General features: G+C 63.3%; 17 protein-coding genes. 12 read left to right on the forward strand and 5 right to left on the reverse strand.

What is annotated here, in order from left to right:
• The first annotated feature begins 81 nt into the window (after positions 1–81).
• Positions 82–912, forward strand: coding sequence for a helix-turn-helix transcriptional regulator (locus CH251_RS10830; RefSeq protein WP_256978960.1), 831 nt, complete (start codon positions 82–84; stop codon positions 910–912).
• Between the two features lie 66 nt (positions 913–978).
• Here the strand turns inward: CH251_RS10830 and CH251_RS10835 are convergent, their stop codons facing one another.
• A complete protein-coding gene (locus CH251_RS10835; protein ID WP_094613215.1) occupies positions 979–1,389 on the reverse strand; it encodes a MerR family transcriptional regulator in 411 nt (136 codons plus the stop codon).
• A 55-nt stretch (positions 1,390–1,444) separates the two neighbouring features.
• On the opposite strand from CH251_RS10835, the gene CH251_RS10840 reads away from it, so the two are divergent.
• The 5 genes from CH251_RS10840 to CH251_RS10865 all read left to right on the forward strand — a co-directional run bounded on the left by CH251_RS10840 (position 1,445) and on the right by CH251_RS10865 (position 5,461).
• A complete protein-coding gene (locus tag CH251_RS10840; RefSeq protein ID WP_094613216.1) occupies positions 1,445–2,299 on the forward strand; it encodes an alpha/beta fold hydrolase in 855 nt (284 codons plus the stop codon).
• A gap of 102 nt (positions 2,300–2,401) precedes the next feature.
• Complete coding sequence (locus CH251_RS10845) at positions 2,402–3,418, forward strand: NADP-dependent oxidoreductase (protein ID WP_094613217.1); 1,017 nt, start codon at positions 2,402–2,404, stop codon at positions 3,416–3,418.
• 63 nt (positions 3,419–3,481) lie between these two features.
• Positions 3,482–4,147, forward strand: a complete 666-nt coding sequence (locus CH251_RS10850; protein WP_094613218.1) for a class I SAM-dependent methyltransferase — start codon at positions 3,482–3,484, stop codon at positions 4,145–4,147.
• A 528-nt stretch (positions 4,148–4,675) separates the two neighbouring features.
• Entirely contained in the window at positions 4,676–5,113 is a 438-nt protein-coding gene (locus CH251_RS27850; protein WP_256978961.1) for a protein-tyrosine phosphatase family protein, read from the forward strand.
• Positions 5,114–5,158: 45 nt separating this feature from the next.
• Positions 5,159–5,461, forward strand: coding sequence for a helix-turn-helix transcriptional regulator (locus CH251_RS10865; protein WP_256978963.1), 303 nt, complete (start codon positions 5,159–5,161; stop codon positions 5,459–5,461).
• Here CH251_RS10865 and CH251_RS10870 read toward each other — a convergent pair.
• Both CH251_RS10870 and CH251_RS10875 read right to left on the reverse strand, forming a co-directional pair.
• Positions 5,419–6,045 carry a ClpP family protease gene (locus CH251_RS10870; RefSeq protein WP_094613221.1) on the reverse strand — a complete coding sequence of 209 codons (627 nt, stop codon included), beginning with the start codon at positions 6,043–6,045 and terminating at the stop codon, positions 5,419–5,421. The genes CH251_RS10865 and CH251_RS10870 overlap by 43 nt on opposite strands.
• Positions 6,042–6,650 carry a ClpP family protease gene (locus CH251_RS10875; RefSeq protein ID WP_045196986.1) on the reverse strand — a complete coding sequence of 203 codons (609 nt, stop codon included), beginning with the start codon at positions 6,648–6,650 and terminating at the stop codon, positions 6,042–6,044. Before CH251_RS10875 ends, CH251_RS10870 begins: the two co-directional genes overlap by 4 nt.
• 99 nt (positions 6,651–6,749) lie before the next feature.
• Here CH251_RS10875 and CH251_RS10880 point away from each other — a divergent pair, with 99 nt between their 5' ends.
• From CH251_RS10880 to CH251_RS10900, 5 genes are all read left to right on the forward strand, one after another.
• On the forward strand, positions 6,750–7,217 hold the full coding sequence (locus CH251_RS10880; RefSeq protein ID WP_094613222.1) for an SRPBCC family protein: 468 nt from the start codon (positions 6,750–6,752) through the stop codon (positions 7,215–7,217).
• Between the two features lie 176 nt (positions 7,218–7,393).
• The gene (locus CH251_RS10885; protein ID WP_094613223.1) at positions 7,394–7,882 is read left to right on the forward strand and encodes a histidine kinase; all 489 of its coding nucleotides are present in this window, start codon (positions 7,394–7,396) and stop codon (positions 7,880–7,882) included.
• A 77-nt stretch (positions 7,883–7,959) separates the two neighbouring features.
• Complete coding sequence (locus CH251_RS10890; protein WP_094613224.1) at positions 7,960–8,811, forward strand: DUF4097 family beta strand repeat-containing protein; 852 nt, start codon at positions 7,960–7,962, stop codon at positions 8,809–8,811.
• Positions 8,812–8,827: 16 nt separating this feature from the next.
• Positions 8,828–9,766, forward strand: a complete 939-nt coding sequence (locus CH251_RS10895) for an ATP-binding cassette domain-containing protein (RefSeq protein ID WP_094613225.1) — start codon at positions 8,828–8,830, stop codon at positions 9,764–9,766.
• A gap of 38 nt (positions 9,767–9,804) precedes the next feature.
• On the forward strand, positions 9,805–10,563 hold the full coding sequence (locus CH251_RS10900) for an ABC transporter permease (RefSeq protein WP_094613344.1): 759 nt from the start codon (positions 9,805–9,807) through the stop codon (positions 10,561–10,563).
• A 139-nt stretch (positions 10,564–10,702) separates the two neighbouring features.
• Here CH251_RS10900 and CH251_RS10905 read toward each other — a convergent pair whose 3' ends face one another.
• Positions 10,703–12,166 carry a PLP-dependent aminotransferase family protein gene (locus CH251_RS10905; protein ID WP_094613345.1) on the reverse strand — a complete coding sequence of 488 codons (1,464 nt, stop codon included), beginning with the start codon at positions 12,164–12,166 and terminating at the stop codon, positions 10,703–10,705.
• 61 nt (positions 12,167–12,227) lie between these two features.
• Between CH251_RS10905 and CH251_RS27855 the strand changes: the two genes are divergently transcribed.
• Complete coding sequence (locus CH251_RS27855) at positions 12,228–12,353, forward strand: hypothetical protein (protein WP_256978964.1); 126 nt, start codon at positions 12,228–12,230, stop codon at positions 12,351–12,353.
• A 171-nt stretch (positions 12,354–12,524) separates the two neighbouring features.
• On the opposite strand, the gene CH251_RS10910 is transcribed toward CH251_RS27855, so the two are convergent.
• Entirely contained in the window at positions 12,525–13,145 is a 621-nt protein-coding gene (locus tag CH251_RS10910) for a TetR family transcriptional regulator (RefSeq protein WP_094613346.1), read from the reverse strand.
• Positions 13,146–13,152: the final 7 nt, after the last annotated feature.

Consider the following 13,152-nt stretch of genomic DNA (forward strand, 5'->3'; position numbering starts at 1 on the left):
AGATCTGGTGGTCATGACGTGATCGTCTCGAGACTGAAGGTCGGTTGTATTGCAGAATTGCGACATGGAAGAAAGACGGGCGTGTCGAAGCCCATCGACGTTCTCGAACGATCCGGCGTCATGGCTCCCTCGCTTCTTCGTCGCTTCGACGCCACCTGGCACGAACCGGCTGCAGAGGTTCGAGATGTAGTCGACGCGTACTGGAGTGTGCGATGGGAATTGTCCGCGGACGAAACCATCGAGCAGCGAGTCCTCGAGTTTCCGGCAGTCACGGTCAGTGTGGAGACCGGTGCAGTGCCTGCGCCGTTCATGCTCACAAATGTTCAGCGCAGGGCGTGGTCCCGGACGATCGAAGGTCGAGGCTTCGTGTTCGGCGTCAGACTGCGTCCAGCCGGCCTGGCTGTGGTGTCCAACCTCGATCCCACGAGACTTCCCGCAGCGCAACCGATCACCAGAGAACTCGATGACGTCCTCTTCGGCATGCTCGGCGCCGTATCCGCGCAGGATTCGGCTGCCGACCATGCTCGACGGGCAGATTCGGTGATCACCGAGATGGTGGCGAATCGACCACCCACTCCCGAACACCGACTCGCGAACGCCGCGGTCGACGCATTGGTGCAGGGGGCCGGCAGGGAATCCGGGCAATCCGTGGCAGGAAGGCTCGGGGTCAGTGAACGTGCCGTGCAGAGGGCACTGCGATCGACACTCGGGATGGGCCCCAAAGCAGTCGCCCGGCGGGTTCGACTACAGGAAGTGTTGCAGCAACTCTCGCTTCCCGATGCCGACGCTGCCCACATTGCCGCGGATCTCGGATATGTCGATCAAGCCCATCTGATCAACGACTTCCGAGGCGTCGCAGGAATTACGCCGGGCGCGTATCTTCGTGAACTCGCTGCACTCGTCCGCGCCTGAGAGAGGTTCTACCGAAGGTCCTCTGCGCGTGGATACCTCGGCCTCCGTCACCGTGTCGTGTACCGATTACTCGGAATCGATCGGCGCGCCGGCGTCCAGTGGTGACCGAAGCTGCGTAGTGGAGTACTCGCTGCACTGCGCGCATCGGGTGAGCAGACCATGCGTGCACGAGACGACGTGCGCGAGAAAGCGCTCGGCATGGTCGAGTTCGGCTTGTTGCCGTCGTATTCGAGCCAGATGTTCTTCGATCACCGACGTCCGTTCGGGCTCGTCTCGATGAAGTATCAGGCGAATATCGGCCAAGCTGATTCCGACTCCTTGACAGGCTCGCAGCACCCGCAGTCGTCGTACATGCTCCTCGCTGTAATCGCGGTGGCCCGACGGTAGGCGTTCGGGCACAACAACACCGGCGTCGTCCCAATGTCTCAACACATGGGTCGGAACCCCGAGCTCCTGCGCAACCTCTCCGATCTTCACCCGCCGATGCTCTCACGTTGACTTCAGGTCGACCTGAAGTTCTAAGGTCCTCGCCATGACGACCGACAGATTCCATCTACCGGAGCCCGTCTTCGTGTCCGTGGGCGGCGATCGAGTAGCGACCTACGAGCTGACCCCCGAGGTTGACGCACCATCCGCTGACGTCGTGTTCTGCCATGGAACTCCCTGGTCGGCGCAGGTGTGGGCGCAGGCCGCTCGCCACCTCGGCGTTGGGCATCGGGTCTACCTGTGGGACATGCCCGGATACGGCCGCTCCGCGCAGGGACCTCAGGTGCGGACCGACCTGGCCACACAGATGTCACGGCTCGCGATGTTGCTCGACCACTGGAAGTTGGAGCGGCCCTTCGTCGTCGCGCACGATATCGGCGGCGCAGTCGCCCTGGGAGCCCACCTGATACAGGGATGCGACTACGGCAGTTTGTTCTTGTGGGACGTGGTGACCCTGGACCCGTGGGGATCTCCATTCTTCCGGCTCGTTGCGGACCACAGCGACGTTTTCGCCGCATTGCCGGCTTCCCTGCACGCAGCACTGGTGTCCGAATACATTGCAGGAGCGTCACATCAGCGGCCGGACCGAGACATCGTGGCGATGTTGGCCGAACCCTGGATGTCCGACGACGGTCAGCCTGCCTTCTACCGACAGATCGCCGAACTGCGGCCCGAGGACACGCGACCGATCGTCGACGCACTTCCCCGAGTCCGCTGCGACACCTCCATCGGATGGGGCCAGCAGGACCCCTCGATTCCCGTCGAACAGGCATATCGACAGCGGCAGTTGTTGCCGGGGCGATCGCAAGTGATCTTTCTTCCGGGTGTGGGGCACCTGAGTCCGCTCGAGGCCCCATCCCTCGTCCAACAGGCCTTGGACGCGTGGTTGGCGTCAACGTGATTCGGGCCATCGGTCAAGAGGACCGAAGCTGTCCGCATCTGTTCCTACCGTCGGCATCGCACCTGGAAGACCGGGTCTCGCACGCCGTCGAGAGGAACAGAGATGAATTCGACCGAAACCACAGCGGTGGTTCTGCGCTCGCACCGCACGGATGTCGGTCAGCAGCCGTCCGAGCTGCTGGAGGTTCGAGTCGTGGATCAGCGACCTATCGGGGATGGAGAAGTGCTCGTAGAGAACATTTTTCTACAGATCGTTGCTGTGCATGCCGACCTGATGTTCGAGAACCCGGGTCTCCCGCTGTCGGCCTTCGAGGTCGGTGCGCCTCTGTACGGGCCGGCGGTCGGGCGGGTAGTGGAATCTCGATCGGAGATTGCGCTCGGAACCGTCGTGCAGCACAACCAGGGGTGGAGGGACCTGACCGCGATAGCGTCGAACGCGGTATTTCCCGTTCCAGACGGAGTGTTCCCAGGCCCTGAGTACATGCTCAATCAGGGAGTGACGTCCTTCCATGGCATGGTCGACATCGCAGGAGTGGGTGCGGGCGACGTGGTTCTGGTCAGCGGGGCGGCAGGTGGAGTGGGGTCGATCGCAGGGCAGATCGCCAAGGCGCAGGGTGCCGCGTTGGTGATCGGTATCGCGGGTGGTCCGGACAAATGCGCTTACCTCACCGAGCAGCTCGGCTTCGATGCGGCGATCGACTACAAGAACGAGGATCTCGACGCTCGTCTCGGTGAACTCGCACCGAAGGGCATCACCGTCTTCTTCGACACCATCGGCGGCACGCAGTTCGAGACTGCCGTCCGACACGCAGCCTTCGGCGCGCGATTCGCGCTGTGCGGGGCGCTCGCCGGACAGATCGGCGGCGGTGACGGCGGACATCCGCGTTTGGACATCATGACCGCGATCGTCAAGGAAGTTCAGATCCGGCCGTTCACGACCATGCATAACCCCGAACAGATCCAGGCTTGGATCGGCCACTACATCCCCTCGTTCTCGCAGGGCACGATCACTTTTCCACACACTGTGCTGGAAGGTCCCCTGAGTCGAACCATGACTGCGTTGGACGAACTCCTGGCAGGTGACCATCGTGGAAACCTGATCGTGAAGCTGGCCAGTTGACGTGGTTCATTAAGCCGTTGCGGGCGGGCCTGGTGGATACTGGGCCCCGTGGTGCTGAGACGAATGGGAACGTCCCTTATCGGAGGCAGAGGGGCCAAGTGGGTGCGAGAGCTGAACGAGCGACACCCCTGGAGCCACAACGACTACTTTCACAGCTGGATTCTGGCGAATCTGCCGGAGGGGCGCGGCACTGCAGTCGACATGGGTTGTGGTCGAGGCGGTCTGGTTCGTGCGCTGGCTCCGCATTTCGAGTACGTCGTCGGGGCCGACGCCGATGGGGAGATGCGCCGAATCGCAGAGGCAACTTCTGCCGCTGCGGACAACGTGTCGATCACGGATCGCCAACTCGACTCCTGGGCAGACGATTCGATCGATCTCGTGACAATGGTCGCCGTCCTGCACCGCCTCGACATGGACGACGCGTTGCGCCATGTTGAACGAATTCTTGCGCCGGGCGGGCGCGCGCTCATCGTCGGGCTTGCACCACCGCGAAGCGTACGAGATCTGCTGTGGGATTCGGTCTCGATCGTGACCAATCCCCTCATCGGATTTCTGCACCACCCATGGCCGAGTCCGGTGACAGCACCGCCGCCTCCGTTCCCGGTGAAGGACCCCGTGCTGAGCTTCGACGAGATCGAAAACATGGTCGACAAGTGGCTACCGGGTGCGATGATGCGACATCGCATAGGGTTTCGACACACGATCGAGTGGACGAAGCCACCGCGGTAATCACACCCACGGTGCTCGGCGTTCCCACCACGGCATCGTTCTGGACTGATCGATCTCCACGGTCACGTCGCGGTACCGCTGATCCAATCGAGCTACTGCGACGCGCAATCGGTGGGCACGACGCCCATCACGTCGCATGAGTCGCTCCAATCGATCGCGAGGCCCGTCGCCGAAGAAGTGGCCGTCGCAAGCGGGACAACCCGTGAATCCGGCCAAGATCGGCACCCGGTTGTCGGACAACGCTCTGGGCTTTCGATTGACGCGATGTTCCAGATATTCGACTCGTCGACGCCACTGCGCCAAATATTGGAGTGCCCAACCATCGGACCGCGCCTTGCGGGGCCTGTGGGGGTTCACCGGACCAACGGGGGCTTTGCCCTCTCGTGCGAAATTGTCATCATGTGCGCCATAACGGAGGCGGGCCGGTGAGTGCTTCGGTTTGCTGAAGCGAACGATACCGCAGTATCGGTACTTCCAGAAGACGAGCGGGTACAGCGTGGGGAGTCGGTCCCGGGGAAGGACGAGTACATGTGGGACGCACAAAGCCCGGGCGTGCTGCAGTTGCCGTCGGGCAGCGTAGTTCGTGGACGCGCCTTGCGTGATCCGATGCCTGACGGACCTTCACCAGATTTCGGGGTCTACCTGCAGGGTAGGGATCCCGGCGGGTTCGACTGGGACAGTCGATGGGTTCGTTGGCCTGATTTCTGGCTTCCGCCCAGCTCGACAGAACTCGAGGTCGTACTGCGAGAAGCATTGCGCCGCTCAGTAACCGAGAGAGTGGAGATTGCGTGTACCGGTGGTGTCGGACGCACTGGCACGGCACTGGCATGTCTCGTCGCGCTCGACGGTGTGCTCGGCGACGCGGCCATCGACTACGTCCGGCGACAGTACTCGCATCGAGCCTTGGAGACGCCCTGGCAGAAGCGCTTTGCGAAGACATTCGCGAAACCAGACTCTCTGCTCTGAGCAGAATTGCCGACCCGTCGTGGAATCGAGGCCTAGGCTCCGGTCATGGGCGAGGTCATACAGATTGATGAACGTCGAGCAGCGCGCGCAGTGGAACCGCTGTGGCGTGAGGTGGTCGGCAGACGGTTGCGCGAGCGCAGACACGCCCGCGGCGACACCCTGGCCGACACCGCTCCACGCGCAGGCATTGCGCCCCAGTACTTGTCGGAGGTCGAACGTGGCCGCAAGGACCCGTCGAGCGAAATTCTTGCGGCCGTCGTTGGTGCGCTCGGCACATCCATGGCGGAGATTTCAGGCCTGGCGCATCACGACCTGTCTCGCGGCGACGCGACGTTGATGGCTGCCTGACGGCCCTCTAGCACCTGGTCGACGACGCCGTACTCACGGGCAGCCGGTGCCGTCAACACCAGATCGCGGTCGGTGTCGTGGCGGAGTTTCTCGACGTCGCGTCCCGTGTGCTTCGCGAGAATTGCTTCCATCTCGGCCCGGACGCGCACGACCTCGTCGGCAGCCAGAATCAGATCGGGGATGGTGCCGCGTCCCTGCGCCGCAGGCTGATGCAACACCACCCTGCTGTGGGTCAGCGCCGAGCGTCGGCCCGGTGCTCCCGCTGCGAGCAGCACCGCACCTGCTGCAACGGCCTGCCCCACACAGGTTGTGGCAACGGGTGATCCGATGAACTGCATCGTGTCGTAGACGGCGAGCATGGCAGCAGTGTCACCGCCCTCGCAGTTGATGTACATCGAAATCTCCTGGTCTGGCGAGTCGGCCTCCAAGTGCAGCAACTGCGCGATCATTGCATTCGCCACACCGGCGTCTATGCCGGTGCCGAGATAAACAATGCGCTCACTGAGCAGGTGCGAATAGACGTCGACGACGCGTTCGCCGCGGGAATCTCGCGTGATCACATTGGGAATCGTGTACGTGCTCATCGGGCCATCTCCATTCCGAAGGACACCCGTCGCGCAGGCATGACCTGATCGAACGAGTCGACGATTGCGTCGACGAACCCGTACTCACGGGCAGCCTCCGCGGTGAACCAGCGATCGTGCAGAGAGTCGTCGAAGATTTGCTCGCGCGTCTGCCCCGTGTCGTCGGCGATGAGGCCGAGCACCGTATCTCGGGTATGCCGCAGATCGTTGGCCTGTACCTCCACTTCGACGGCCGACCCTCCGATGCCGGCGGAGCCCTGATGCATCAGAATCCGTGAGTGCGGCAGGGCGTACCGCTTGCCGCGCGTACCCGAGGACAAGAGGAATTGACCAGCGCTGCAGGCCAATCCGAGCGCGAGCGTCGAGACATCGCAGGGTACGAGGTGCATCACGTCCCGGATGGCCAGCATCGCAGGAACCGACCCTCCCGGTGAGTGAATCCACAGAGCGATGTCGGCGGAGGGATTCTCGGCCGCCAACGTCAGCAGATGAGTGGTGAGGACGGTGCCGTTGTCGTCGTCGAGGGCACCGTCGAGCACGAGAACCCGATGGCGGAGAAGTTGGTTGCGGAGTTCGGGCGGGAACATTCGAGGCGATTCGCTCATGAGTCGAGTCTGCGTCCGAATTCGTTTGCGCACCAGTACTTCTGCTGTAGGCAGCGACTCTGCCCACAGCTTCGTTGTACGTGGAGGGACAATGGTGAAATGACTGCACTCGAGTTCTCCGAATCAATTGTCGTCGCTGCGTCGGTCGACGACGTGTACGCCGTCGTCTCCGACATCACCCGAACGGGCGAGTGGAGCCCGATCTGCCAGGAGTGCTGGTGGAACGAGGCCGACGGCGGTGGCGTCGGATCGACCTTCACAGGACGCAACGTGGTGCCGGGCCGCACGTGGGAGACCGTGTCGACAGTGGCCGCAGCAGAACCCGGCCGTGAATTCGCGTGGGTGGTGGGCGACAACTTCGTCCGCTGGGGCTACACCCTCGAGCAGGTGGACGGTGGGACACGCCTGACCGAGAACTGGAACTTCCTGCCCGGTGGCATCGCCCACTTCCACCGCAAATTCGGCGACGACGCGCAGAAGGAAATCGACACACGTAGCCAGGCAGCGCTCGACGGCATCCCGCAGACCCTGGCGGCAATCAAGCGAATCGTGGAAGCCGAGGCCTGATTACTGTCTGCCAGGTGCGCTGACTGTCCACTATTCGACGACGACGACGGAAAATCGGGCTCTCGACGCAAATAGTGGACATTGAGCGCACCATCGACGGGCGATGACGCACGTCGTCGACCATCGTGACACCACTGGGCCTTGACGTGACACCACTGTGGTGTCATTGTTGAACCATGGAACTTGGGCAGTACGTCAACGACCTCCAACGTCGGTTGGTCGAGGCGGCAGCAACCGGAGACGAGAACACTCGTGCCGCCGCTGAACGACTCGTCGACGGGATGGATGCGGCGACGCGTCTGGTGATGCTCGACGTGCTGTCGGCCGCGGTAGGAGACATCAACCGCGACCTTGCCCCTGGTTCCGTGGACATCAGGCTCCGCGGACGTGAGATCGAATTCGTCGTGGCGGCACCTGTCTCGGAACCGGAAGATGACGAACAAACCCCTCCCAGCATCGAACTCGACGACACGAGCACATCTCGCACCACTCTTCGGCTGCCGGACGCGCTCAAATCACGTGTGGACGAGGCCGCGGCGGCGGACGGTATGTCGGTGAACACCTGGTTGGTGCGAGCCGTCGCCGCTGCACTTCAACCCAAGCAGCGTCGTGCTGCGCAACGAACGGTTCGTACCGGCGACAACTTCGCCAGCTGGGCGCGCTGATCGTCCGGTCTATCAAAGCTTTTCAGTAGCTCTGCGCCCAGCAGAGTGTCACAACCATGCCCACAGGAGGCATCGCCATGCCCGAATTCGCTACACCGACTCCGATCGACCTGGCCATCGATCTGCAGGTCGGCAGCATCGACGTCGTTGCGTCAGAACGCGCCGACACCGTCGTGACCGTCACACCCACCAACCCGTCCAAAGCCGTCGATCGTAAGGGGGCCGAGAATACCAAGGTCGACTTCGACGGCGAACGCCTCACCGTCATCGGCCCCAAGGCGCGCATCAGCTTCTTCGGACCGACCGAGTCCGTCGAGGTGAAAGTCGAACTGCCGCAGGGATCTCGCCTCACTGCAGAAGTTGCGGCCGGCAGCCTGCGCACCGTGGGCGATCTCGGCGCCGTGCGGATCAAGAGTTCGATGGGACCGGTGGAAGTGGAAACAGCAGAGGACTTGTGGGTTCGGGCCGGGCACGGTAACGCGACCGTCGGGACCGCGCTGGGCAGTATCGACATCACTGCCGACCACGGCCAAATTCGACTCGGCACCGTCGTCGGTGATGCGGCGGTCAAGGCGTCGCACGGCTCGATCATGGTGCGGGAGTCGGGCAGCGATCTCGACGCCAAGCTCTCCTACGGCGATCTCGATGTCGAGAAGTCACTCGGCGGAGTAAGCGCGAAAACTGCGTACGGCAGCATCACTCTTCACGAAGTGACCAGTGGTGCAATCGAAGTGGAAAGCGGATACGGCCAGGTCACCGTCGGTGTGCGGCGCGGCGTGCCCGCGTGGCTCGATCTGTCGTCGAAGGACGGACACGTTCGCAACGAACTCACTCCCGAAGGCGCGCCCGATGAGACAGAAGAGAGCGTGACGATTCGCGCTCGAACGCGGTACGGAGACATCGCCATCCGACATACGCAGCACAGCTGAAAGCGAAGGTCCGGACATGCAAACACCCGCAATTCACGCCCGTGGTCTGCGAAAGTCCTATGGTGACAAGCGTGTACTCGACGGTGTCGACCTCACCGTCGACACCGGCACCGTCACCGCCCTGCTCGGATCCAACGGGGCAGGCAAGACCACGACGGTCCATATTCTGTCCACTCTCGTTCGGCCGGAGAGTGGTTCGGCGACAGTCGCAGGCTGCGACGTCGTCGGCGATCCCGACGGAGTTCGGGCAGCAATCGGTCTCACCGGTCAGTTCTCGGCGGTGGACAACCTCCTGACCGGCGAGGAGAACCTGATGTTGATGGCCAGGCTGCGTCATCTCGGCTCGCGATCCAAGCCGCGGGTGGCGGAGTTGCTCGAGCAGTTCGATCTCGTCGAGGCCGGGCGAAAGCCGTTGTCCACGTACTCGGGTGGTATGCGGCGCCGGCTCGATCTTGCGATGACTCTCGTTGCACCGCCACGCGTCATCTTCCTCGACGAGCCGACCACCGGTCTCGACCCACGGAGCCGACGCACCATGTGGGACATCGTTCGATCCCTCGTGGCCGACGGCACCACGGTGCTGCTCACGACCCAATACCTCGACGAGGCAGACGAACTCGCCGACAGAATAGCCGTGCTGAACGACGGCCGGATCGTCGCCGACGGCACCCCGGACGAGCTGAAACGTCGCATGCCCGGCGGTCACATCCGCCTTCGATTCGCCGATGTCGCATCGCTCGAAGACGCAACCAGAGCCTTCGGCGGCGCGGTCGTCGATGCCGACGGTCTGGCGGTGTCGGTACCCACCGATGGGAGCGTCCGAACTCTGCAGGCTGTGCTGGATCGACTGGGTTCGGCAGGCGTCGAGGCCGACGACCTGAGTATCCATACCCCCGACCTCGACGACGTGTTCATGGCACTGACCGGGCGGACCGACAGCAAGGAGGCATCGTGACCACAACGACGACGTACACGGTAGGCGACTCGATCACCATGCTGCGCCGCAATCTTCTGCACATCCGCCGATATCCGGGCCTGACGATGTTCGTCATCGGCGCACCGGTGGTGTTCCTGATGTTGTTCGTCTTCGTGTTCGGAGGAACCCTCGGCGCAGGGCTGCCCGGCGTGGACCCCGATGCCGGACGTTCTGCGTATCTGCCGTACGTGATGCCGGGCATCCTCGTCATGACCATCGCCGGTACGGCGGGTGGGACGGCGACCACTGTCGCGATGGACATGACCGAAGGCATCACTGCTCGGTTCCGAACAATGGCGATCTCGCGGGCAGCGGTTCTCGCAGGCCACGTTCTCGGCAACACGGTGCAGGCCATTCTCGGAGTGGTGGTTGTACTGGCAGTGGGACTCGCTGTGGGCTTCCGACCGAATGCGAGCTTACTGCAATGGATCTCGGCGATGGCAATCGTGGTGCTCATCGCGTTCTCAATCAGTTGGCTCGCGGTGGCGATGGGAATGGCGTCGAAGTCGGTGGAAACCGCGAGCAATCTGCCGATGCTGTTGCTGCTGTTACCTTTTTTGGGCAGTGGGTTCGTTCCGACCGACACGATGCCGTCGGGACTGCGATGGTTCGGCGAGTATCAACCCTTCACTCCGTTCGTCGAAACCCTGCGCGGACTGTTGGCGGGGGAGCCGCTGGGTACGAATCTGCCACTGGCACTTGCCTGGTGCGCAGTGATCACTCTGGCGGGGTACGTCTGGTCGATGGCGATCTACGAGAAGAAGTCGGTTCGCTGAGATCGTCGGACATCGGAGGTTGGTGTCGGCGTCACAAACGCGCGCGCATTCGTCAGGTGCGCGCGTTTCAGCTAGCGAGCAGGTGACCGATTCGCGAGCGTCTGGCAAACGCGCGCGCGTTTGCGATAGCCGTCGGGGCTCACACCACCGCTGCGGGTCTGGTCGACGCGATCGTCGGTGTCGGCGTACCCGCCGAACTCAGGCGACCAAGGATCTCTACAGCCGAGGTGATGTCGGGAATTGACCGCGTGAACGGTAGGCGCTGATGATCGTCGAAGGCGTATCCCGTTCCGAATCGCAGTCCCGGTGCCAGCAACAAGCCGTGAGAGTGAGCTTCGGCGACGAGGGCACTGGATCTGATGCCGTCGGGTAGGGAACACCACAATGCCAGGCCTCCGTCCGGTACCCGAAAATGCCAGTCCGGCAGATGATCACGCATCGACGCGACGATGTGGTCACGAGCAACCCTCGACGCCTCCGCGCGCACCCGACGCACCTCGTCGTACCGGCCCAGCAACTCCGTAGCAGCGAGCTGATCGATGACGGACACCGAAAGTTGGCGTCGCGCATAGGTTGCGGCGATTCTCGCCAACAGACCTGCTTCGGCTCGAACCCAGCCGACTCGCAGACCTCCCCACACCGTCTTGCTCGTCGATCCGATCGTCACCGTCGCGATATCCGGAGTTGCGGCTCCGAACGGTTCGATATCCGGTGAGCCGTCGAGAGACAGATCCGCCGCTACTTCGTCGACGATGGTCAGTACGGCGTGGCGGTGCATGGTGGCGGAAAGCTGGCGGCGAGTGCGGAGGGGGAGTCGCGCACCCGACGGATTGGAGAAGTCAGGCATGAAGTAGGCCAGCGTGGGAGCGCTCTGTCGAGCGGCGCGATCCGCCGATGTCACGAATTCGTCGGTGTCGTCCGGGTCGATCGGTACCGGGATGCACCGGCCACCCAGTGAATGAACGAGTTCGACGACACCCGGATACGTAGGGTGCTCCACCAACACGCGCGCCCCGGGCTCGGTGAACGTCGCCAACACCGCGTGGATGGCGTCGGTGGCACCGGAGGTGACGAGAATGTTGTCGGCAGTGGTCGGTACTCCGCGCCCTCGGTAGTAGGCGGCAATGGCTTCGCGGAGCTCGAACAGACCGGACGGAGCATAGCCGCCCAAGGAGAAGCGGTCTCGAATCTTCTCTGCCGCAACGCCGTACGCGTCGGACAACAGGGGCGAGGCCGAGGGGGACGCATTGACGAATTCCAGGTTCGCAGTCTCCCGATCGCCGGCCAGCGAACCCCAGGAAGGCAGCGAACCCGTCGGGGAAACGTAGGTACCCGAGCCTCGTTGGGCGCTGATCCACCCACCCTCGCGCAGATGCCGGTACGCCGACGCAACCGTCACCCGACTGACGTCCAAACTGATCGACAGCGCCCGCTCCGCAGGCAGACGCGTCTGGGCCGACACCTCACCGTTCTCGATGAGCCGACGCAACTCGTCGGCGATCTCGAGGTAGAGCGGACCACCGGATCGGTTGCGCAACGTCGATGGGTCGATGCGCGCTGCCAGGTCCGAGGCCGAGATCGCGGTGGCGTCGTACGAGTCCATGCATGCCACTCTTGCACACTGGACTGCACAATTTCTGCCGAAAGCAGTCCATTGTGGGTCCATGATCGCAATTGGAGCTGTATTGGCACTGTCCGTCGTAGGCGCAGGGTGGACTGTGGTGGCACTGCGCGAGGGTGGAAGAAGCGCGCCCGCCGGGCCGCCGCGTAGTCGAATCGACGTCGACTGAGTCGGCTGCGCCTCGACAAACGCGTGCGCATTCGTCAGACGCGTGCGGTCTTGCCACCGATCCGGGCCTGTTTCGCGCGCACCTGGCAAACGCGCGCGCGTTTGCGAAATCCGGGGGGCGCGCGCGGGATCAGGGGGGCGGTGGGACGTGGGGCAGAGGAGAACCCTAGGGTCAGCGGTCGGCGGTGATGGAATCGACGTACGGAGTCAGCAGTAGTGCGAAATCATCTGCTGCGGAGGCGATATCGGGTGGCGGCTCGGGGATGTAGCTCAATGCCAGGCGCACGATTGCCCTGCTGATGACGTCTGCCTGACGCGGGCTCGCGCCCACCCAGCCGCGTTGGAACGTCTCGGCCAGACGGTCTCCCGCGCGCTCGATGAGTACGGCGCTGTCGGTGGTGATCAGCCGGAGCAGGTCCTCGGGTGCGTCGCCCCCGTGCAGTGATCGCACGAGGGGATCGAGCGCGCTCAGCTGGAAGAACGACGAGAAGCCCTGCCGCAGTGCGGCCGATGCGTCGTTCTCGTGTTGATACAGCGCCGTTTCACACATCGCGACGAAGAGGTCCGTCAATCTGATGGCGTAACCCTGCGCGACGCCGCGTCGTGAACCGAACTCGTTGTACAGGCTCTGTCTGCTCAGCCCTGCTGCCTTGGCGATGTGGCTCATCGTGACGTTGCGCCAGTTGCGCTCGTTCAACAACTCGCGCAGCGCATCGAGTGCGGTATCGCGGGCAAGGGTGGACGCGGCTTCACGGTATCGACCGGGGGTCGACGTCTGTTCGGCTGCGGGCATGAACACG

The organism is Rhodococcus sp. 06-462-5 (assembly GCF_002258315.1).
GTDB lineage: Bacteria > Actinomycetota > Actinomycetes > Mycobacteriales > Mycobacteriaceae > Rhodococcoides.